The following is a 21,267-nucleotide window of genomic DNA, read 5'->3' as shown; positions in this document are numbered from 1 at the left end:
CTGTATTTCCAAGTAATTTAGTGCAGCGGCGGCTAAGAGCTTACTCAGGCCAACTTCTAGAGCTTATGCGGAAGCTTGTAAAGCGTAGTAGAGCAATGGGCGGTCATTCACCGTGACTTGCCCTGTGCGCACCATTCCCAAGCTCTCCAGCACATAAATTGATGCGGTGTTGGGCTCATCGACATCGGCTACCACCTGAGCTACACCCAGCTCATCGAAGACATAGCGCAAGACTGCGGCGGTTGCCTCCTTGGCGTAGCCTCGACCCCAAAGCTGAGGTCGAGTGCCAAAGACCAGACTGGGCGGCTGATCAGGCACGGCGATTAGCCCAGAGAATCCGGCAATAGTCGAGGATTGGCTTGAAGGGGCAATCGCCTCCCCCGGTCGCTCAAAAAACAGCCACAGCCCGTAGCCCTGTTGGGCAAAGCTCTCATTGCTGACCGCCAAAAAGTCGCTGGCCTCCCGCCGCGAAATGGGGCGATCGTCAAAAAGAAACCGCCGTATGTCTGGGTCAGTCCACAGCATATGCACCGCATCGAGGTCGGCCACGGTGCTGGGCCGCAGCATCAGATGATCGGTGTGTAGGATCTGGGACATGGCCTACTAGGTCATAGCTCAATGCGCTAGGCGGGCTGAGCCAACGGCAGGTCAGCGGACTGGCGATCGCCCTCGGGCTGCCCTATTCGCTCCGCCACGGGCAATGGCTTGCGGCCGCGGCTCAGTTGGTTGAGCCAAAACACATCCTCGGTGCGCACCTTCTCAAACCCCGCATAACCCAGCCAGGCATCCACATTGCCCTGGCCATAATCGCGAATGAAGGGTTCCTCAAAAATGGTGCTGAGCCAGTCGCTGGCCCGCAGGGTGCGCTGGTTGCCGTCGAGCACCAGCATTTGCCCGCCGGGCGTCAACAGCCGATACGCCTCCGAGAGAATGGTTTTAGCCACCGCTGGGGGCGTTTCGTGGAACAGCAGTGCGGCGCACACCACATCAAACGACGCAGCGGGTAGCCCCGTAGCCATGGCGTTGCCGTGGCGAAAGGTCACATCGACTGTGGCGGCGTGGGCCTTGTAATCGGCCATTACCAGCATCTGGGGCGATAGGTCGAGGCCAACTACCTCAGCGTTGGGGAAGTGGCGCTTCAACATCAGCGTGGTCGTACCCGTGCCGCAGCCCAGGTCTAAAATCCGCCGAGGCTGGCCCCCAATGGCTTTGACCAGGCTCTCACGCACCCAGTTTTCGCCGGGGGGCAGCACGTATTGGGTAATGGCATCGTAGGTGAGGGCAGCATCGACATTCAAGTAGCCGTTTTTAATGCCGTGGAAGTTGCTGGTTTTGTAGTAGTTGGGATACACCACCTGGGGATTGGTAAACTCAGTCACCCCAACTTCCCAGTCAATGCTATCGCGCAGCCGCAGCAGCGCATCGCGATCGACTAAGTGCGAAAGGATCGGCACTAGGAACTGCTCAAACAGGGTTTTAGACTCAGGTGCCATAGAAATACCAACGCCGCGCAAACTCCCATCAGCCTAGCAAGTTCGTTTCTCTCTGGCCAGGAAAAAAGGCGCGATCGCCAATTATTCAACCCAGGCAAATTAGCTTAGAGAGCAATTATCGCCAAGCCCTAGAGCAGCGACAGCACGCACTATCTATCAACCGCCCTATGGAGTGTGTAACTGTACCGCCCACAATAGATAGGCCAATGTCAAGAATGGGGTAAACACAATGAGTCTCGAGGGAAAAGCGGTCCCGTTTACGTTACCGGGCTATAGACTACGCGCTGGTTCCACCCGCGATCGCGCCACTGTAGTCAAGTTTATGGAGCGCACCTATGGCGAGCTTGACCCCCAGCAGCCTACGGGCCACATTGCCGCCACGGTCGATCGCTACCTCGGTCGAGATACACCCCTCTGGTGGGTAGATATCGATTCTCCCGCGGGGGCAACTGCGTCATCTGTGGGGGCGATCTGGCTAGGGCAAGCGACCGATCAGCGCAGCGGCGTTCTGCATCCCTACGTGCTGATGCTCTACGTCGCCCCCGATCATCGGCGGCGCGGCATCGCCACGGCTTTACTTGCGGTGGCCCATCAGTGGGCGCAGCAGCAGGGGCACGGGCAAATTAGCCTCCAGGTGTTTAGCGATAACCCGGCGGCCCAGGCACTCTACAGTAACCTGGGCTACCAAGTCGAAGCAGTACTAATGAAGAAAGAATTATCTCAGCAAAAGGCAGAAGAAAACTAAATCTACTTTTTGCGATCGCTCAATCCATCTTTACATCACAAAATCGAGTTAGCGAATATTTAATTCTCTCTCTACTAAAGCTTAATGTATTTTCGTAGAGGAATTTCTAGCTGTGCGGGTCAGGTCGATGGCCATATTAGCGATGTCGATTTCTTCATGAATGCCGAGTTGAGGCAGCACCTACATAGCAATTAATAAGATTTTTGCTCGCTTCAGTTTGCGAGCTGACGGGGTGCCTTGGCGCGCTAATGGGTTGAGGTCGGTTCGTTCTGTAGCGATTAGGTTAGCGGTGTTACTTGGTTGGCATTAGAGGTTTGAGGGTGTTCCTAGCCTCTTATCCCTGTTGCACCATCAACACCAGGTTGGTGAAGCACTAGGGCCGGAGATGCTACAGGAGTGCAAAGAGCAGTTACTGGCGGTGCTTGAGTTGCGGATTGTGAATCTAGCGGGTGCTTGTTTCTTTAAAGAGGAAACTGGGCATATTCACTGAGAGGGATGTAGTTCGGTGGCGAATATCTCTAAACGCCATGTTCCCTATTGTTATCTGATGTACCTGTCGGAACCGATCTATATTATGTCTTAATCCCCGCTCATCTTTGTTCGTTTTTTCATTTGAGTTTGCTAGCATACTTTATGCTTTAGCTTTCCTAATCTGCAGACTTTAAGCTTGATTACTCAAAAGACAAAACTTCATCGTTCCTTAAGTTGCTTTGGTAGTATTCTGAAGAACCTAAGTCTACAGTAGAGCGGCTTCATCCCCTCAATTTACTAGCGGACTTGATGTATTGCAATCAAGGCAAAGCCTACCAACTGATTCATCTATAGCCGTTTGATGCTCTTTGGGAAAACATATTGTTTTTTCGCAAAGCTCTGCTTGTCTATCATTTTTTGAGACTTCAGTTTTGTCTTTCAGCTTCATCGGTTGTTAATTTCTCAGCACGTTGATCGTTTTTTAAACACCAGCGAAACTCAGGTCTCGCTCATTCCACTAGGAGTACACTAATGTTTCAGAATGCCCAGTCCGTTGTTTTTATTGACGCCAATGTTAGCGACGTTCAGCACCTTGTAAATGGCGCATTGCCTGGGGTTGCTGTCAAGGTGTTGGCTGCCGATGTGGATGGTATTGCCCAAATCACCAACTACCTTGAGGCTTACCCTGTCAGCACTGTGCATATTGTCTCCCACGGTGCTCCTGGTATTTTATACCTGGGCAACACTGAACTCAATCTGACTAATCTAGAGAACCACGCTCAAGCGCTACAGTCGTGGTTCTCTCCCCAAATTTCAAACCCTACCCTGCTGCTTTACGGCTGCAACGTCGCTGCTGGAGATGCAGGAGAAGAGTTTGTTCGTAAACTCCAAGATCTAACCGGCGCCAATCTCGCCGCTTCCCGTCAGGTGGTTGGCCAAGGCTATTGGTCTCTCGAAGTTAGCCCTACTAACATCACTGCGCTACCGCCCTTTAGCACTACTGTCTTAACCACTTGGGCTGGAGAACTAGCCCACTTTCGAGGTGGGCAAATTGCTTGGATTCCTAATGATACTGATGGTGACGGCATTAATGATGATGCTCTCATCACAGTCAAAACAGCCTGGGCTCAAAACTCTGTTAACCCGATTTCTTCTCTAGGGAATTTAACCGGGATCACTCAGACTCTGGTATCTAACAGCATCGTAAATATTGCGACGACAAACACCGGTACATACTCATTCCAAACAACGCTCATTCAAGCTAACAACTTCGATCCAAATACGGCCTACACCGGCAACTATTCGGGCGGTGTTCGTATTAGCAATTTGCTCAATAATTCTAATGGAAGCTGGAATATCCAGTCAACATTTTTCTTGGCAGATGGGAACCGTGCTCCACAAATTGATTTTCCGATCATTGCGGATGTGCCTAAATTAGATGCCAGTGGTAGTCTTCTGCCCAACTGGACTTATGCACTTTCAGTAGTCGATCCTGATGGCGACGATGTTAGGTATCGATTAGCCAACTCTACAGAGTTGGGGGGAGGGGTCAATCCGTCTGGCTTTAGTATCGATTCATCGACTGGGTTACTTACCTGGACAGGATCTGGCAGCTTGGCTCAAGGGCTCTATAGCGCTGGCCTGGTGGTTGAAGATTTAGATAGTAGCGGCAATGTCAAGTCCAAATCTCATGTAGATTTTGTCTTGAACTTGGCCAACCTTCGGGCTGCACTTGTTGACGTTAATGGTGATGTTACTGAATCTCAAACAACGGTCAACCTTGGCGCGAAAGAGATCATTAACTTCAGTTTTGATGGTGGGGTCACTGCTCAGGCCTTAAGCAATTCGAATGGAGCATTGACGGGCACGTCCCCAGCCTTTTCATATAACGCTGGCACTGTCGGGGCAGGCGTTTACCCAGTCACGTTCCGTGTTTCCCAAGCTGGGTTCGCAGATTCTTATAAAACTTACAACTTCGTAGTCGCTGATCTTAGTGCTCCTGCAATTGCAGGGATTGGCGGCGATATCGTCACTTGGGGTAGAGATCCCGTTGCAATTGATGCGGGTGGCAATGCTACAGTTAGCTACGCTGGCGGTAGTGATCTAAATGGTGGCTTCCTGCGGATCAATCCTGCCTTTGTTGATGTTGGAGAACTGGTTCAGGTTAACAATCAGGGCACTGGCAATGGTCAGATCAGCGTCTCTGGCTCCAATGTCCTCTATGAAGGTCAGTTGATCGGAACAATTGATGCAACTGAAAATGGTAACGGCAAAGCTCTACTAATTAATTTCACAACGGCGGCGGCTACTCCAGAGGCGATTGAAGCGTTAATTCACAACATTACCTACACCAATGGCACTGCGGGTGAACCTACGGATGGCAATCGCTCTATCTCAATTGTCCTGTCTGATGGTTCCATCTCTAATAACTACACTAGCAATGTCGATGTTGCTCATATTCACAACTTTCCACCCACGGGCACCGTTACCATTAGCGGTACGGCTGAGCAAGGTTTTACCCTCACCGCTTCCAACAACCTGAGCGACCCTGATGGCCTAGGTTCCATCACATACACTTGGTTTGCTAATGGCTTTAATACGGGGGTGGCGGGTCCGACCTACCAACTTACCCAAGCCGACGTGAGCAAAGTCTTGACGGTGCAAGCCTCTTATACAGATGTCTTTGGAACACCAGAAGCTGTTACCAGTGCACCGACCTCGGCAGTGACTAATGTTAATGACTCACCCACGGGCGGCGTCACCATCGACGGCACCATCGCCCAAGGCCAAGTCCTGACCGCAAATACCTCTACCCTGGCTGATGCCGATGGCCTAGGTACCTTGACTTACCAGTGGCAGCAATCTACCGATGGCATCACCTGGACAACCATTGCTAGGCCTGCGGACACCAGTACCTTGACCCCTACCCAAGCGCAGGTTGGCCAGTTTGTGCGATCGCAGGTCAGCTACACCGACGGCGGCGGTACCGCTGAATCGGTCTTTAGCAATGCCACGGCAACAAAAGTCACCAATGTTAACGACGCACCCACGGGCGGGGTCACCATCGACGGCATCATTGCCCAGGGTCAAATTCTAACCGCAAATACCTCTACCCTGGCTGATGCTGATGGCTTAGGCACTCTGAGCTATCAGTGGAAGCAATCTACCGATGGCATCACCTGGAACAACATTGACGGCGCAACTGGCGTCACCTTTAGCCCCCGCAATGCCCAGGTAAACCAACTGTTGCAAGTGGCGGTGAGCTATGTGGATGGACAGGGCACTTCAGAGTTGTTGACGAGTGTGCTCACACCCACCAACGATGCTCGCGTCGAGCAGTTTAATGCTACCTCTGACTTTAACGGTGATGGTTCTGTCGACATCTTCTGGCGGCATCAGAACGTTGGGCAATCAGCAGTATTTTGGCTGATGGACAACGTCAACTTTGCTGGAGGTGATTTTCTATCACCGGCTGTAACAGACGTCAACTGGGACATCAAAGCTTTGGGTGACCTCAATGGCGACGGCAAACCTGACCTAGTCTGGCAAAACAAAGCCACTAATCAAGCTGCTGTTTGGCTCATGGATGGGGTCAACCTTACGTCTGGCGCTCTTCTCCCTAATGATGCTGCCGCTGGCTGGAAGGTGGTTGAATCTAGCGACTTCAACAGCAATGGCAAAGACGATATCCTCTGGCGCAACTCCAACACCGGTGAGCTTGCCGTTTGGCTTATGGATGGCACTGACTTTGTCTCTGGAGAGTTTATTACTCTCAACGCAGGTCTCGATTGGGAAGTAGGGGCTGTAGGCGACTTTACCAACGATGGCAAGACAGACATTTTTTGGGAAAACCGCATTACCGGTGCCAACGCATTCTGGGAAATGGATGGCACTACCTTCGTTGAAGGTTACCTAACCACCACCGCTGATGCCAGTTGGAAGGCTAAGGGAGCCGCTGACTTTAACCAGGATGGCAACTTAGACCTGCTGTGGCACAACCCAGGAACTGGGGAAAATGCTCTGTGGTTGATGGATGGCACAAATCTAATAGAGACCGTTACTACACTGCCCACTACGGACGTTAGCTGGAACCCTGTCGTGTAGCTGAAAGCAGTAGGTTGCTGTGTCGGAGTGGTCAGCCACTCCGGCGTTAGTCCTCAGACCCAGTCAATTTTGAACCCATAGCTTTCACCAAGGCTATGGATTTTCAGCTTTTCTAAAGTATTGAAACTACTGTGCAGACTCTTCACTCCTATAACCGAGTTGCTTCCAGCTCGAGCAAACTCATGCGGATACTGACCTAATGGGTGCAAGACAGCTTTTGATAGGCAAGGGTAAGGGGTAGCAGGCTAAAGATCCCCCTTGAAGCGATCAAGCTCAGCAACGGGTTGTTTGCTTAGGGGCAAGTCTAGGATCTTACTCGGTGACGATCGCCCCCTCAGCCAGACCAGACTTACCAGCGGTAGCAGGTAGAGATAGCAGGCAAAAGGGATAAAGCCCGCATTCACCCCGAGAATGGTGGCGGGCACCAGCCCGGCAATGTTCCAGGGAATCAGTGGGGAGATGACCACGACGGTATTTTCTAAGTCGAGGGCCAGCGCTGGGGGCGAGGCGTGAGTACGCTGGTAGGTGGGGCCGAGCAGCTGCTGGGTCAGCAAAATGGCGATGGTCTGGGTACAGCCAAAAGCGGCCGAGAGGGTGCCCACCAGGGTAGTGGCAAAAAGGCGATCGCTCGGTGTTTTAACGTTTTCTAGCGATCGCTCCAGCCGGTGCAGCAGCCGCGTTTCGGCAAAAATGCCCACAAAGGCTGTGGAGATCACCACCAGCAGCGACACCTGCAGCATCGCCGCTACGCCGCCGCCCAGCACAATGGCGTTGAGCGGCGAGTCAGCCTCCAAGTGAAACCCGGTGAGCAGATATTGCAGCACCTGCCAGATGCTGTAGTGCTGATAAGCCGTCGCTAGGGCGATCGCCGTGGCGGTGCTGGCCGCCATGGCCCGCTGCACCGGCACCCGCCGCAGCGACAGCACGACCATTACTGCCGCTGGCAGCAGTGCCACTGGACCTAGGCGAAACTCAGCCGCCAAGTCGGCCACCAGGCTCGACTCGACCAGCGGCACTGGAGCGAACCCGGCAAAGCCAGCGTAGATTGCGATCGCCAGTCCCAAAGGCAGCAGCGAGGTGCGCCACATGCGGCGAATGTTGTCGTATAAATCGGTGCGGGTGATGGCGGCAATTAGCAGCGCGCTAGAGGACATGGGTGAGGCGCGATCGCCCACATAGGCTCCCGCAATAATTGCCCCGGCAACCAGGTGGCGAGCAAACCCGCTGTCACCCTCGGCCACCATAATCATCAGCGCCACCCCAACGGTGCCCACAGTGCCAAAGGAGGTACCCAGCAGCAGCGACACGGCGCTGGACAAACCAAAGGCCACCAGCACAAAGCTGTGGGGCGTCACCACCTGAAGGCCGTAGTACACCAGCGTCGGCACGGTGCCCGCCGCCATCCAGCTAGCGGTGACGGCCCCAATAATTAGCAGCACCCCAATTACGGGCAGGGCCTTTTGGCTGCCCCTCCACCCCATGGTTGCCAGCGCCCGCAGCGCAAAGCCTCGCCGGCGCAACACTCCCACAAATAAGGCCATGGCCAGCAGCAGCGGATAGGCGATAAATATGCCTTGCACCGCACCTACCAGCAGCGCCATAAACGACAGCCCAAAGGCCAACCCAATATCCATAGCGGGTGATCTAGCAAAAGCAGCCTGCATTTAGCCTAGCTGAGGGCGATCGCCTCAGCAAAACTCTCCGTCTATCTCTGCTGTCGATGGGCGATCGCCTCACTTCAAAGGCCCACAGTCAGCGGTGCGGCCAGCCATGGTCAGTTCTATCACCGCCAGCAGCAGCTTTTCGGGCTCGATGGGTTTACTCATGTGTTGCTGAAAGCCATTGGCCAGAGCGCGGTGGCGATCTTCCTCGCGGGCAAAGGCGGTCACAGCGATCGCCGGTACCTGGCTGCCATATTCAGGCGATAAGTGGCGAATCTGTTGCAGCAGGGTGTAACCATCCATGTCGGGCATAGCAATGTCACACACCAGCACATCAGGCTCAAAATTGGTCAAATGGGGCAACACCTCATGGGCCGAAGCGACGGCTCGCACCTCGGCCCCATACTGGCTCAGCACCATAGCGATTAAGTCGAGGCTGTCTTGGCTGTCATCAACGGCCAGCACTTTGACCCCCGTCAGGTCGATAACCGTAGGCAGACGGGCCTCCTTCAGGGGCGGAACGGCGGCATCGGGCATCAGCGGCAGCCGCAGGGTAAAGGTTGACCCCTGCCCTTCGCCGGGGCTGTCGGCGACAATACTGCCGCCGTGAGCTTCGACTAAGTATTTAACAATCGACAGCCCCAGCCCCAGCCCGCCGTACTGACGAGTAATTGACACATCTTCCTGGCGAAACGAGTCGAAGAGCTGCGGCAAAAACTCGCGGCTAATGCCTTTGCCGGTGTCAGTAATAGTCACCTGGGCGCAATCGTCCACCGATGTAAGGCTCAGCTCGATCTGCCCACCTTGGGGTGTAAACTTGACCGCGTTAGACAACAGATTCCAGATCACCTGCTGTAGGCGAGCGCTATCGCCTCTGACTAGGCAGTTGTCAGCTAGGGAGATGTGCAGCGCGATCGCTTTGGCCTGCACAGCGGTTCTCACCACATCGATAGAGGCCTCAATCACCGTGGCCAGATCAATTGCAATGTCGCTAATTTCGAGCTTGCCGCGCAGAATTTTAGCCACGTCGAGCAAGTCGTCGATCAGCTGGGTTTGCAGCTTGGCGTTGCGCTCGATGGTAGCCAGGGCGCGTTGGGTCTTGTCGGCGTCGAGCTGATTGGTTTGCAGCAGTTTAGCCCAGCCCAAAATGGGGTTGAGGGGCGACCTGAGCTCATGGGAGAGAATCGCCAAAAACTCGTCTTTGGTGCGGTTGGCCCGTTCCGCATTTTCCCGCGCCGTCTGCTCTCGCTCTAGCAGCTGTTTGCGCTCGGTGACATCGCTGGCCGCGCCAAACCATTCCACGATTTCATTCTGCTCGTTGAGTAGCGGCACGGCCCGCGACACGGTCCAGCCCACGGTGCCGTCTGCCCGCCAAACCTGGTGCTCTAGCTCAAAGGGGCGCTTGTCGCAAATGGCCTGCTGAATGGCCTCTAGAACTGGGGGCTGCTCGTCCTGGGGAATGTAGGCGTCTAGCCACAAGCGATTGGGGTGATCGGTGCTGGATAGAAACCCCTGGCCATAAAGGCTGTACATCTCGCTCCAGTCAGCGCTCATTTTATATAGCGTATCTGAGCTAGCGGTGACGAGCAGGCGAAACTGGGCTTCGCTTTGGCTCAACCGCGCTTCGGCCTGGGCGCGCTCGACGGCGGCCCAGGTGCGTTCGGCGGTTTCGTGAATTAGCGAAATTTCAAGGGCTGTCCAGTTGCGGGGGGTCGACTGAGCGACGCTGAACACCGCGACCAGCTGGTAGTTTTTGACCAGGGGAATGCAGACTAGGGCGTCTATGCCCAACACTTCAAACCGGGCCTGTTCGGCTGGGGTGAGCATCGTAGTGTTGGCAACGTCGGCCAGCAGCAGCGGATGCCCCGTTCGCAGCAGCGTATGCACAGTTGAGAAATCATCAAAACGGTAAACCCCTACCATGCTGGGCCCACCGTCTTGCCGATAGTCATCGTGAACGGTACCCATCAGGGTGGCTTCGTTGTATTCGTAGTAATAGACTCGGCTGGCGTTTAGCTCTTTGCCAATCAGGCGGCAGGCGGTGGCTTGCACCTCAATGGGGTCGGTCAGCACCCGCAGCGCATCGGCTAGGGTGACTCGAAACGCGTCGAGTTTGGCCGCTTGGTGCAATCGGGCCTCGGCTTCTTTGGCGCCAGTGATGTCTTGGAAGAGCACGGCCACTTTGCGCTCGTGGGGGGCACCGACGCGAAAGGTGTTGACGTCAAACCATCGGCCCATCGACTGGGCCTGTTCTTCAAATCGCATTGGGTCGCCCGTGAGGGCAACTCGGCCGTAGATGTCAAACCAGAAGGGTTCAATGTTGGGCACCAGCTCGCGAATGGTCTTGCCAAGGGCATTGACTAGTCCCGACTGCCGCTCAAAGACGGGGTTGGTCTCGATATAGCGGTAGTCGATGGGCCGATCTTGCTCGTCAAAGATCAACTGCAAAATGCAAAAGCCTTCGTCCATGGAGTTGAACAGCGATCGATATTTGGCCTCCGAGGCGCTGAGGGCGGCTTCAGCTAACTTGCGATCGTGGATGTCGACCAGGGTGCCAAACCAGCGCACGATCTGGCCAGTCTGCGGATCTCGATAGGGTTCGGCCTGAATCAAGAACCAGTGGTAGAAGCCAGCCTCTGAGCGAATGCGGTGCTCAGCCTTAAATAAACTCCCGCTCTCCATGGCTTGTCTGAACGTGTTCAGCGTCATGGTGATGTCGTCTGGATGGACGCAGCTGATCAGAGCCTCTACCGCTGTGGTCGGCTCGCTATCGGCCCCCGTATATTTCTTCCACTGCTGGTTGACGAACTCGACTCGGCCAGCCGCGTCGGTAATCCAGATCACTTCTGGCACCGTATTGGCCATCAGGCGAAACCGTTCTTCGCTCTCTTGCAGTGAGGCGGCGGTGCGCTGACGTTCGGTAATGTCGCGGGTCGAGCCCACCACCGCCTGCACCGAGCCCTCAGGGTCAAACAGCGGGGTAAAGATATATTCGTAGACGCCGCTGATGCCGGTTGAGCTGGTGTATGAGGATTCATCTCTGAGGGGTTGGGCGGTGGTAAACACCTGCTCAATCTCTTGCTGATGCTTGGCCGCTAGCGCATCGGGGTAGTTGAGGTCAAAGAAGTTTTTCCCCACAACGTCTTCTAACGGCAATCCCCACAGGTCGAGCAGGGGCTGGTTGACAAACACAAAGCGACCCTGGCGATCGAAGAGGTAGACAAAATCGCTGATAGCCGACAGCATGGCGTCGAAAACGTGCGATTGCTCAACCAGATCGTCATAGCTGTTGTCGAGAGCTGCTTCAGACTGTTTGAGCGCGCTGATGTCAACGGCTGTGCCGTAGCTGACCTGCTGCTCAACATCCAGCTGGCAGCGCCAGCGCAGCCAGCGATAGGTGCCGTCGCGATGGCGATAGCGGTTTTCAAAGGCCATAATTTCGCCGCCGGAGAGCAGGGTTTCTGCTGTGGCGAGCGAGGGGGCGACATCGTCTGGATGGATAAAGTCAATCCAGGGGCGGGTGGTCATTTCGGCTGTCGTCCAACCCAGCACCTGTTCAAAGGTGGGGCTTACCCAGCGAAAATAGCCGTCGTAGCCTGCGATCGCCTGCAAGTCTGACCCCACAGCGAGAAACCGTTCTCGATCCTGCGGTCGGGGGTAGGCGGCTGGGTGGGCGCTGGGCATCGCGGCATCGAGAGCCTGCTGGAGTTGAGCGGCGGTGAAATCGTCCCGGCACAGATAGTCGATCGCCCCCAGTTTGATCGCTCGCGCAGCCCCACGGGCCTCATTCTCGCCAATCATGATGATCGGTGGGCATTGATGGCGCAGCTGGGCTTTGAGGTGTTGCACTAGCTCAAAACTGCGGCTGTCGGAGTGGTGAGACTCTAAGAGAATGCCATCAACCTGCTGAGATTGGCACAGGTCGAGAATTGGGCCATCATACAACTCAGCTATAACCTGATACGACCATTCGCCATGGTGCGGCAAAAGCTGCCGATAGGTGTCGGCTCTGCCGTCAACCCGATCGAGAACGAGAACGGTGCGCTGGTTGTGGGTTGGCCCCATAGAGCCATCAAGGTTTGCCATTATGAGGAGTGATGCCCCCGCCATTCTAAAGTGCGTGAGCTTACTCTTAAAACGACGGCAAACAGCTTTTGAATACGCTCTGGAAGCTGCCCTAGGATGCCAACGAGATAGCCCACTTTCAGCCGCGATCGGGAAAGGGAAGCGGGTATCCACGTTGACAGCATAGACTTCGACTTGGGGGCTAGTAGTTTTGCTAGATTTTATCGGCTTTGCCCGATAGCGTTAATCCACCCGCAGACTGTACTTTATAACTTTTTCTTACCGCCAAGGAAAGAGCGAGATGGGGCTGTGGGGTACGTCCAGGACTGAAGTTAACGATCGCCAGGGCAGGGATGGCATATCAGAGAAACAAGAATAGAAGAGCGAAACAGGAAAAGATGCCCGGTAGGCTTGAAATCTGACATTTTGAGCTGTTCTCACCCAGATTTGACTGGCTGCAGCAAAATAGGAGGATGGCAACCCGACCGACGATCGCGCTGAGGAGCATCGAGTGAGACAGCTTAAAGCCCAGGGCGTAATGGCGATTTTGGTGATGATTGCGATCGCCGGGTGCAACACACCGCCAGCTCCCATCCCCGAGACGTCGTCCTCGCCCCCAACGGAGCCGGGTACTGACCCTGAGAGCGCGGACACTTTGCCTACGAACGAAGTAATTCTGCAAACCGTTTACGACCAGGTCGAAAGCCTCGACCTCTGCAATGGGTTTTACCAGCCTGAGGCCGCCCAGGCAGAATCTCGGGTCTATCGAGTAGGCGATCGCGCCCTGGTGGAGCTGGTCTGTGCCAACGCCGCCTACCAGTCGGTCTACGCCTACGTGGCTTACCAGCCCGATGGCTCGTGGCAGCCGCTGTCGCTAGATGTGTTTTATCCCGATGAGACCGGGCAGTTTGTGCGCGCCAGCGAGGGCACTGTGGGTGGCCTGGCCACCTTTGACCCCGAGCAAGCGCTGCTGACGGTATTTAGCAAGGCGCGAGGCATCGGCGACTGTGGCTCGCTAGCCGACTACCGCTGGTCGGGGGGTGAGCTAGAGCTAGAAACCTTCCGCTACCAAGAGTGCAGCGACTCGCCCGAGGAGAACCTGGTCGAGCCCGCTAACTATCCCCAAATCTATCCCTAAATTCACTCAGCGCTAGACTAGCGATCGCTAAAGCTTTACCTTCGCTCTGGCCCTTGCGCTACCCTGAGGGCAGTCCTACAGCCGTTGCCCATGCTGGATCTACAGCAATTTTACGATGCCTGCGACCCCACTCAACCGCTACGGGGCAAGCGCTACTACATTGATTTCTCCACCGTGCGCGGCGGCGACATTGTTCAAGAGCTAGAGCGCAAAATTGCCCGCCTAGCCCGCAACCGACCCACCACCCAACTATTTACCGGCCATATCGGCTGCGGCAAATCGACGGAACTGTTTCGTCTTCAGGATGCTCTGATGCGACGGAGCTGCGAGGTGGTCTACTTTGAGTCAGACCGCGACTTAGAGATGGCCGATGTTGAAATCTCCGACATTCTGCTCAGCATTGCCCACAATATCAGTGAGCACCTCGACAAGAGTGGCATTGCTACCCGGCCCACCTACCTGCAGGGCCTGTTTCAGAACCTGGCCGACACCCTCCGCACCCCGATGGAAATCTCCGATGTGAGCTTTTCGGCGGGCATTGCCAGCATCACAGCCTCGGCCAAGCAGAGCCCCGACATGCGCAGCCAGCTCAGGCAATACCTAGAGCCGCGCACTCGCAGCATCATTACCGCCATCAACGACGAGCTGCTGACCCCCGCCAACGATCGCCTGCAAGGGCAGGGCAAAAATCGCCTGGTGGTGATTATGGATAACCTCGATCGCATCGACAGCGCTCCTCGCTCCCAGGGGCGGCTCCAGTCGGAATACATTTTTGTGGATCGGGGCGAGCAGCTCAGGCAGCTCGACTGCCACATGGTCTATACCATTCCCCTAGAGCTGATGTTTTCAAATGACCTGGTGCGGCTGTCGAATCGCTTTGGCACCAACCCCATGGTGCTGCCCATGGTGCCAATGCAAGACCGCAAAGGCAACACTGACGAGGCGGGCATGGCGCTGCTGCGGCAGATGGTGCTGATTCGCGCCTTTCCCGATTTCAACGTGAACCAGCGCATCGACGCGGTAGGAGAAATCTTCGACGAGATCGCCACCCTCGATCGCCTCTGTCAGGTGAGCGGTGGCCACATGCGCAACCTGATTCGTCTGCTGGATGGCTGCTTGCGCAAGCAAGACCCGCCCTTTTTGCGCGACACCCTGGAGGCCGTGATTCGCAACGAGCGCGACAGCCTGATGGGTCTAGTCAGCGATCACGAGTGGGATCTGCTGCTCCAGGCCGTCTCCCGTCAGGATGTGCAGGGCGACGAAGACTACAACATTTTGGTGCGCAGCCTGTTTTTGTACGAATATCGCGATGCCCAGGGCCGCTGGTTTGGCCTTAACCCCCTGCTGGCCGAGACCGATCGCTACCGCAGCTGGCTGGCTCAGCAGAGTCGCCCATGAGCGGCCAGCGTCTGGGGACCAGCGATATTGTGGCCCACAACCGGGCCGCCCTAGCTGAGCTAAAGCGGGCAATTACCCTGAGGCCCAACCGCTTTTCGCTGGTGCTGGCCCGGTGCAACTACTCGCGCTTGCAGCAGCTAATGGTCGATCACTTGCAGGCCTATACGCCCCTGGTGGAGCGATCGCTGCCCAGCCACGTCACCACCCTACTCCAAGCATTAATCCCACCCCCCAACTCCCTGCCCCCTGCGGCGCTGATGGTGACCGGCCTAGAGCAGTTGCAAAACGCCGTAGCGGTGTTTAAAGCCGCCAATTTAGGGCGCAACGCCTTTCCTCAGGCGCTGCCGTTTCCGGTGGTGCTATGGGTGAGCGATCATACCCTGGCCATTCTCAACCGCCATGCTCCCGACTTTAAGAGCTTTGCCGCCGCCCCGATCCCCTTTGAGTACCCCCCCGGCGAGCTAATCGACTCCCTCCACGCCAGCGCCAACGACTTGTTCGCCACCATGCTCTCCTTGGGAGATAGTAGCCCCCACCCCACCGAAGCCGTTGACTTTCAACCGGGGTCGGCCCTGCGCACCGAGCTAGAGTTTGCCCTGGCCGACATTGCCCAAACCCACGCCACCCTCGGCAGTGAACTCAAGGCCAGCCTCGACTTTCTCAAGGGCCGCGACGCCTTTAGCCGCAGCGATCTCGACGTGGCCCGCTACCACTTCGAGCAAAGCCTAAACTACTGGCAAAAATCTACCCGTGCCCACCCCCCTACCCCCACCCCTCTCACTCCTCCGCCACCCACCCACCGCCAAAAACAAGCCGTCCTCCTCTTCTATCTGGGGGCGACCTGCCGCAGTCAGGCCATTCTGCAGCGGGTAGTTTACGATCGCATGCTGCACAAGGCCGAGGGCTACTTCACTGCTTGCCTGCGCATTTTTCGCGACCTGGGGGAGCCCGACCTGGTGGGCAAATTCATCCACGCCCTAGCGGAGGTGCAGCAAAAACTGGGGGCCTGGCCCGCCCTGGCCCGCACCGCCCAGGAGGGGCTGACCCTACACCGCCAAGACCCCATTCGCCTGGCCCGCAACCATGGCTACCTGGCGGAGGTTGCTCTGGCCCAGGGCGATGCCGCCACCGCCAAAACCAGCGCTGAGCAGGCGTTGAATATTCTGGCGATCGCAGGGGCCGTCACCGTCGGTTCCCCTGGCGAACCGGATGCCGAGCCATCCCGCTCTACCTTAACGATGGCCAACCAGTATCAGCGGGGCTGGTACCTTTACCTGTTGGGGCGAGTGTACATTGCCCAGGTGCAACCCGAGGCGGCGACTACCCTGCTCGAAGCGGCCTACACCTATACCGACCCCAAAACCGATCTGCCCCTCTACCGCAGCATTCTGCAAACTCTGCAACAGCAGTACTACCAGCAAAAAAAATACCGCGCCGCCTTTGGAGTCAAGCTTAAGCAGCGCCAGGTCGACACCCGCTTTAAGCTGCGCGCCTTCATTGGGGCGGGCGAAATTCAGCCCCAGGAGCCTCCCCGGGGTAGTGCGGGCCTGGCCACCGAGATTCAGTCCTCGGGTCGCCAGGCCGATGTCGATGCCCTCACCGATCGCCTTGAGCAGGCCCGCTACCCGCTGGTGATTATCCACGGGCCGTCGGGGGTGGGCAAAAGCTCCATTCTTTATGCCGGGCTGATGCCTGCCCTGAGCAAGTCGTTTCCTGAGGGGCGATCGACTTTGGCAGTGCTGGTTAGAGGCTACCGCGACTGGCCCGATGAGGTTAACCAGGCTTTGGCCCGCGCCCTACAGCAGGTCAGTGAGGCTGACGGCATTCCCCCGGCGGCCCCCATCGGCCCCATCGACCTGAGCGATCGCCTCAAACGCCTCACCGAGCAGAGCTATCGGCAAATCGTGCTGATTTTTGATCAGTTTGAAGAATTTTTTGTCGATGCTGTAGAGCTGACCCAGCGCCGCGATTTCTACGCCTTCTTGCTCGACTGCCTCAACACGCCCTACCTCAAGGTGGTGCTGTCCCTACGAGAAGACTACCTCCACCACCTGCTCGAAATTGAGCGCGGCTTCGACCTCGACATTCTCAACAACGACATTCTCAGCCGCGACTACCGCTATTATCTGGGCAATTTCAAGGCCACCGACGCCAAATTTTTGATTCGCCGCCTCACCGACGACGCCCACTTCTACCTCGAAACCGCCCTGATCGACCAGCTGGTGGCTGACCTGTCTATCCCCATCGGCGAGGTGCGTCCGATTGAGCTTCAGGTGGTGGGGGCTGAGCTCCAGCGCCAAGCTATCAACACTCTGGCCGAATACCTCGATCTGGGCGACCATCCCAAAGAAACCCTGGTGCAAAATTTCTTGGGCACCGTCGTTGACGACTGCGGCGCTGAAAATGCCGACCTGGCCCGCCTGGTGCTCTACCTGCTCACCGATATCGATCGCGACAGCCGCCCCTATCGCCCTCAAAGAAGCCGAGAAGATATTGAAGAAGAGATCAACCTACGTGGTGCCGTCTATCAGTCAGACCAGCTCGACCTGGTGTTGGATATCTTGGTAGGCTCGGGTCTGGTGTTTTTGCTGCCCGATATCCCTATCGATCGCTACCAGCTCGTGCATGACTATTTGGTCAGCTACGCCCGCCGGGAACCGCCTTCGCGCTTACTCAACAAACTGCGGCACAGCCAGGTACTGGGGTAACGCTACGCGCCTAGCTTGTTCACGGGCGCAGGCAGCAAGGGAAAGTCGGTAGGAGCTTGAACTGTCTTACAGAGTGGGAGCACCACTTTGTTTTAGGGCATTCTTGATTAAATCTACCTTAAGGCGTAATCTTAATCTATTCCTTAAGAAGGATGTAAAGTTGCCTGATAGAGTTGCACATGAATGATACCTGGCTTTCGGATTACGTTGTTTACTCTGAACGAGCAGGACAAGGCTACGCAAGACGAGCCTGCCGACCCCTAGAATCTCACATCAAAAAGATGCTGGGGCTGCCGATTAGTGAATTCTCCATCCAGGCTGAAATCAAATATCTCAACCTTGTTGCCGGCGGCGCAACCTGCGAGTGCCCGGCCTGTAAGCTCAGAGCCCCAGGCAGTGCCGGTATCTTTTGGGCCGTCACCCGGAAAAATGTCTTGGAAGAGGTCTCTGAAGTAGAGTAAATCGAACCCCTTTTAGGGAAGTAACATCTCCCTAGAAGGCTTGGTTTTGCAATAGCCAACTGCCGATGCCCGCTATTTTGCAAAAATAGTGGGCATCACTTCTAGAGCGGTGGAGCAATCGACGGATCACAGGAGCTGCTCAATTTGAACCGAGGGCTAAAACGCAGACTGGGGGCGACGCTACCGCTGGCGTGACTGGCCTAGGCAGGCTAAGCCACTGCTGCCGCCGCTAGGTAGCCCATGGCTTCGAGCTGGCCAATTACCTGAGCCACGCTTTCTTCAACGGATTGCTGATCGGTGTGGCAGTGCACCTCTGGGTTGAGGGGCGCTTCGTAGGGGTCGTCAATGCCAGTAAACTGCTTGATTTCGCCAGCGCGGGCTTTTTTGTAGAGGCCTTTAACGTCGCGGTCTTCGCAGACACTGAGGGGGGCATCGACAAACACCTCGACAAAGTCCCCGATGCGATCGCGCACCGTGTCCCGCGCCTCGCGGTAGGGCGAAATTGCCGACACCAGCACCACCACGCCATTGCGGGTCAGCAGGTGCGACACAAAGCCAATGCGGCGAATGTTTTCGTCTCGGTCTTCTTTGCTAAAGCCCAGGCCTTTGGTAAGGTTGGTGCGCACAACATCGCCATCGAGCACCTCCAGCTGGCAGCCTCGCTGGCGCAGTTCGGCCTCCAGAGCGCGAGCGATGGTCGATTTACCCGACCCGCTCAACCCCGTAAACCAGATCGTTACTCCGCGCTGCGCTGTAGCCATTGGCCCATTCCGTAAACTGCTCTATAAATTAAACCACTTACTGGCCCCCTACCTTGGCCATTAGCTTCTTCTGCCCTTTGCGGCTGCCAAACTGGTGGGCATAGACGTAGGTAAACTCGCCCCCCAAAAAGAAAATCTGGCTGGTGAGGTAGATCCACAGCATCAGCACCATCACCCCGCCCACCACCCCGTAGGAGCGAAACTGGCTGCCCAGACTAATGACGCTGTTGCTGATCAACTGCTGCAAAATCAGCCACAGAATGGCGGTGAGCAGCGCCCCTAGCCAGACGTCTCGCCAGGCCACCCGGGTGCTGGGCAGAGTTTTGTAGAGCACCATCACCACTAGCGTCAGCGTCACGAACGAGATGCCCAACCGCAGCCACGACAGCAGCTGCACCTGATCGATCGCTAGCACCGTCACCCACTCGTTCACCCCTTCTAGAATCTTGGTGATAGCGTCGATAGCAATGTTGGAAAGCAGCGACACAAAGATCAGGCTGGTGGCCCCAATCACCAGCAAAAACGCCAAAAACCGCCGCCACAAAAAGATAAACGCCACTTCCCCCATGCCGTCGAAGCGGTGGTGACTGGGCTTGGTATGCCAGATTTTGTCAAAGGAGCGGCTGAGCGCCCCAAAAAAACCGCTGGAGGTAAACAGCAAAATGCCAAAGCCGACAATGCTGGCGCTGGTGCTGCCGTTGTGAAACTCGGTGAGGGTAGTCTGCACCAGAGGAAAGGCATCGGGGGGCAGGGTCTCTTGAGCAAAGTGGAGCACAGCGTTGTAGGCATCGGTGCTGGGGCCAATTAAAAAGCCCACAATACTCAACGACACCAAAATCATCGGGAACATTGAAAACAGGGCGTAATAGGCTAGGGCGGCACCCATCTCAAGGCAATCGTCTTGCTGCCATTTCATGAGGGTGCGGCCAATCAGCTTGGTCCACGCTGACTGCCCCACTCGATACTTAAAGAAATCGAGCATAGCCGCACTGTTGATCCATCGGTGTGCCAGTGACCATGCGCGTCGCCAATGCTCTAACCGCGCCAGTTGTCTCCTCATTCTACCGACCCTATTTGTTCACGAAGGGTTGTGCCAGCTACCTACAGTGGCACAAAACAAAAAAAGTAGAGCACCAAAAGACAAAATTGCTCGGTTTCGGGGTTCTAGGTACCATCGTGTCAAACCCCCGTTAGCAAAAACGGGCTACTGTGGCAGTTTCCTCCCTATTCCAAAACAGGGCTATTCACCGCCTTGGTATGAAGGGTTTAGGCTATGGCTGATTGAGGTGTCTAACTCAACCCTGGCCTACCATTTGGGTGAAAAGGTTAGGTATTATGGGCGCGATCGCATTCCAGAGTACTGGGTAGTCGATTTCTCCTACCGCACACTCTAGGTTTATCGCCAGCCCACAGATGAGGACTATGAGGCTACAAAGCTGGCACAGTCAGCCCACTGAGCTTTCCTGACCTGTCGATTGAAGTCAGCAAATTTTGGCCTTAGTCTATTAGTTCGCCGATACTCTGACGCTGACCTCGTCGCGCTTGGTGGCGGGGGCCACGAGGTGGGGGGCAATAGGCTGCATGGGGGCAACCTGAGGGGCTGTGGTGGTCACGTTCTGGGCGGCTTCGGCTTCATCCATTTGGTCGCAGAGGGCTTTGGAAAGCGCCATAGCAGCGTAGATGCCCCCTAGATAGAGCACGATATCAAACGCCCCAAAATATAGATGAAACATGAGCCTAACCTTCCTTGCTGCTTAAGTTCATGCCGATGCTACCGCATCCTTCGCTAGGGTTCCAAGGGCGTAGGTAGTATCTATATCAAGAACTTACTTACCCATCACCTACTGCCCCGCTCCAATGACATGGCAGCGAAGTGCTCTTGCACAAGGCGGTGAATGAACCGATAGCGACCGCCCACCCGCTGCAACAGCAACCGTTCAGTGCAGTAGTTAAGAAAACGTGCATAGTTCCAGGGAATGTGGCCTGTATTATGAAGGGCAACTCGAAGCGCTAGGTGTTGGATGCAAGCCACACCGCCTCCAATCGAAAATGCCACAAAAATTAGCAAGACTAGCAAATAAGAGAATATGTGTACGGTATAGTCGTCTAGATAGAAAGACAAAATATCAATCAAAGACGGAGACAATATGGCACTGGTCTGTTAGACGGTGATGGGTAAAATGGTTGCAGTGCAACTACTCCAGAGCCATGGATTGTCCTCACTGCCAGAGCCTCCAGGTTGTAAAGAATGGGCGGGAATTG

13 protein-coding genes and 1 pseudogene are annotated in these 21,267 nt (G+C 55.7%); 6 read left to right on the top strand and 8 right to left on the bottom strand.

From position 1 onward, the window contains the following. Window positions 1–63: 63 nt before the first annotated feature. Together H6F57_RS16670 and H6F57_RS16665 are read right to left on the bottom strand one after the other, a co-directional pair. Window positions 64–597 carry a GNAT family N-acetyltransferase gene (locus tag H6F57_RS16670; RefSeq protein WP_190624840.1) on the bottom strand — a complete coding sequence of 178 codons (534 nt, stop codon included), beginning with the start codon at window positions 595–597 and terminating at the stop codon, window positions 64–66. Between the two features lie 26 nt (window positions 598–623). Continuing rightward, a complete protein-coding gene (locus H6F57_RS16665) occupies window positions 624–1,493 on the bottom strand; it encodes a class I SAM-dependent methyltransferase (RefSeq protein WP_190624839.1) in 870 nt (289 codons plus the stop codon). Between the two features lie 229 nt (window positions 1,494–1,722). On the opposite strand from H6F57_RS16665, the gene H6F57_RS16660 reads away from it, so the two are divergent. Together H6F57_RS16660 and H6F57_RS16655 are read left to right on the top strand one after the other, a co-directional pair. Then, a complete protein-coding gene (locus tag H6F57_RS16660) occupies window positions 1,723–2,238 on the top strand; it encodes a GNAT family N-acetyltransferase (RefSeq protein WP_190624838.1) in 516 nt (171 codons plus the stop codon). Between the two features lie 1,002 nt (window positions 2,239–3,240). Continuing rightward, window positions 3,241–6,813: a DUF4347 domain-containing protein gene (locus tag H6F57_RS16655; RefSeq protein ID WP_190624837.1), complete on the top strand. Its 3,573-nt coding sequence runs from the start codon at window positions 3,241–3,243 to the stop codon at window positions 6,811–6,813. A gap of 245 nt (window positions 6,814–7,058) precedes the next feature. Here H6F57_RS16655 and H6F57_RS16650 read toward each other — a convergent pair whose 3' ends face one another. Both H6F57_RS16650 and H6F57_RS16645 read right to left on the bottom strand, forming a co-directional pair. Further along, on the bottom strand, window positions 7,059–8,447 hold the full coding sequence (locus H6F57_RS16650; RefSeq protein ID WP_190624836.1) for a Na+/H+ antiporter NhaC family protein: 1,389 nt from the start codon (window positions 8,445–8,447) through the stop codon (window positions 7,059–7,061). 99 nt (window positions 8,448–8,546) lie between these two features. Next, window positions 8,547–12,560 carry a PAS domain S-box protein gene (locus H6F57_RS16645; RefSeq protein WP_190624835.1) on the bottom strand — a complete coding sequence of 1,338 codons (4,014 nt, stop codon included), beginning with the start codon at window positions 12,558–12,560 and terminating at the stop codon, window positions 8,547–8,549. A 490-nt stretch (window positions 12,561–13,050) separates the two neighbouring features. Between H6F57_RS16645 and H6F57_RS16640 the strand changes: the two genes are divergently transcribed. From H6F57_RS16640 to H6F57_RS16625, 4 genes are all read left to right on the top strand, one after another. Further along, window positions 13,051–13,677, top strand: coding sequence for a DUF1176 domain-containing protein (locus H6F57_RS16640; RefSeq protein WP_190624834.1), 627 nt, complete (start codon window positions 13,051–13,053; stop codon window positions 13,675–13,677). Window positions 13,678–13,767: 90 nt separating this feature from the next. Next, window positions 13,768–15,075 carry an AAA family ATPase gene (locus tag H6F57_RS16635; protein WP_190624833.1) on the top strand — a complete coding sequence of 436 codons (1,308 nt, stop codon included), beginning with the start codon at window positions 13,768–13,770 and terminating at the stop codon, window positions 15,073–15,075. Continuing rightward, entirely contained in the window at window positions 15,072–17,783 is a 2,712-nt protein-coding gene (locus H6F57_RS16630; RefSeq protein WP_190795020.1) for an ATP-binding protein, read from the top strand. Before H6F57_RS16635 ends, H6F57_RS16630 begins: the two co-directional genes overlap by 4 nt. Window positions 17,784–17,962: 179 nt before the next feature. After that, on the top strand, window positions 17,963–18,244 hold the full coding sequence (locus H6F57_RS16625) for a hypothetical protein (protein WP_190624831.1): 282 nt from the start codon (window positions 17,963–17,965) through the stop codon (window positions 18,242–18,244). Between the two features lie 209 nt (window positions 18,245–18,453). Here H6F57_RS16625 and cysC read toward each other — a convergent pair whose 3' ends face one another. The 4 genes and pseudogenes from cysC to H6F57_RS16600 form a co-directional block, all read right to left on the bottom strand. Further along, window positions 18,454–19,005 (bottom strand): adenylyl-sulfate kinase, encoded by a 552-nt coding sequence (gene cysC, locus H6F57_RS16620; RefSeq protein WP_190624830.1) that lies wholly within the window; start codon window positions 19,003–19,005, stop codon window positions 18,454–18,456. Window positions 19,006–19,042: 37 nt separating this feature from the next. Continuing rightward, on the bottom strand, window positions 19,043–19,987 hold the full coding sequence (locus H6F57_RS16615) for a YihY/virulence factor BrkB family protein (RefSeq protein ID WP_199289478.1): 945 nt from the start codon (window positions 19,985–19,987) through the stop codon (window positions 19,043–19,045). A gap of 523 nt (window positions 19,988–20,510) precedes the next feature. Further along, on the bottom strand, window positions 20,511–20,738 hold the full coding sequence (locus tag H6F57_RS16605) for a hypothetical protein (RefSeq protein ID WP_190624828.1): 228 nt from the start codon (window positions 20,736–20,738) through the stop codon (window positions 20,511–20,513). Between the two features lie 104 nt (window positions 20,739–20,842). Beyond that, window positions 20,843–21,031 (bottom strand): annotated as a pseudogene (locus H6F57_RS16600) (hypothetical protein); the annotation flags it as partial. Between the last annotated feature and the right edge of the window lie 236 nt (window positions 21,032–21,267).

This window comes from Leptolyngbya sp. FACHB-60 (genome assembly GCF_014695775.1).
In the GTDB taxonomy this organism is placed as follows: Bacteria; Cyanobacteriota; Cyanobacteriia; order Phormidesmidales; family Phormidesmidaceae; genus Nodosilinea.
Note: the sequence above shows the minus strand (reverse complement) of the source record. Positions and strands in the feature narration are given on the sequence as shown.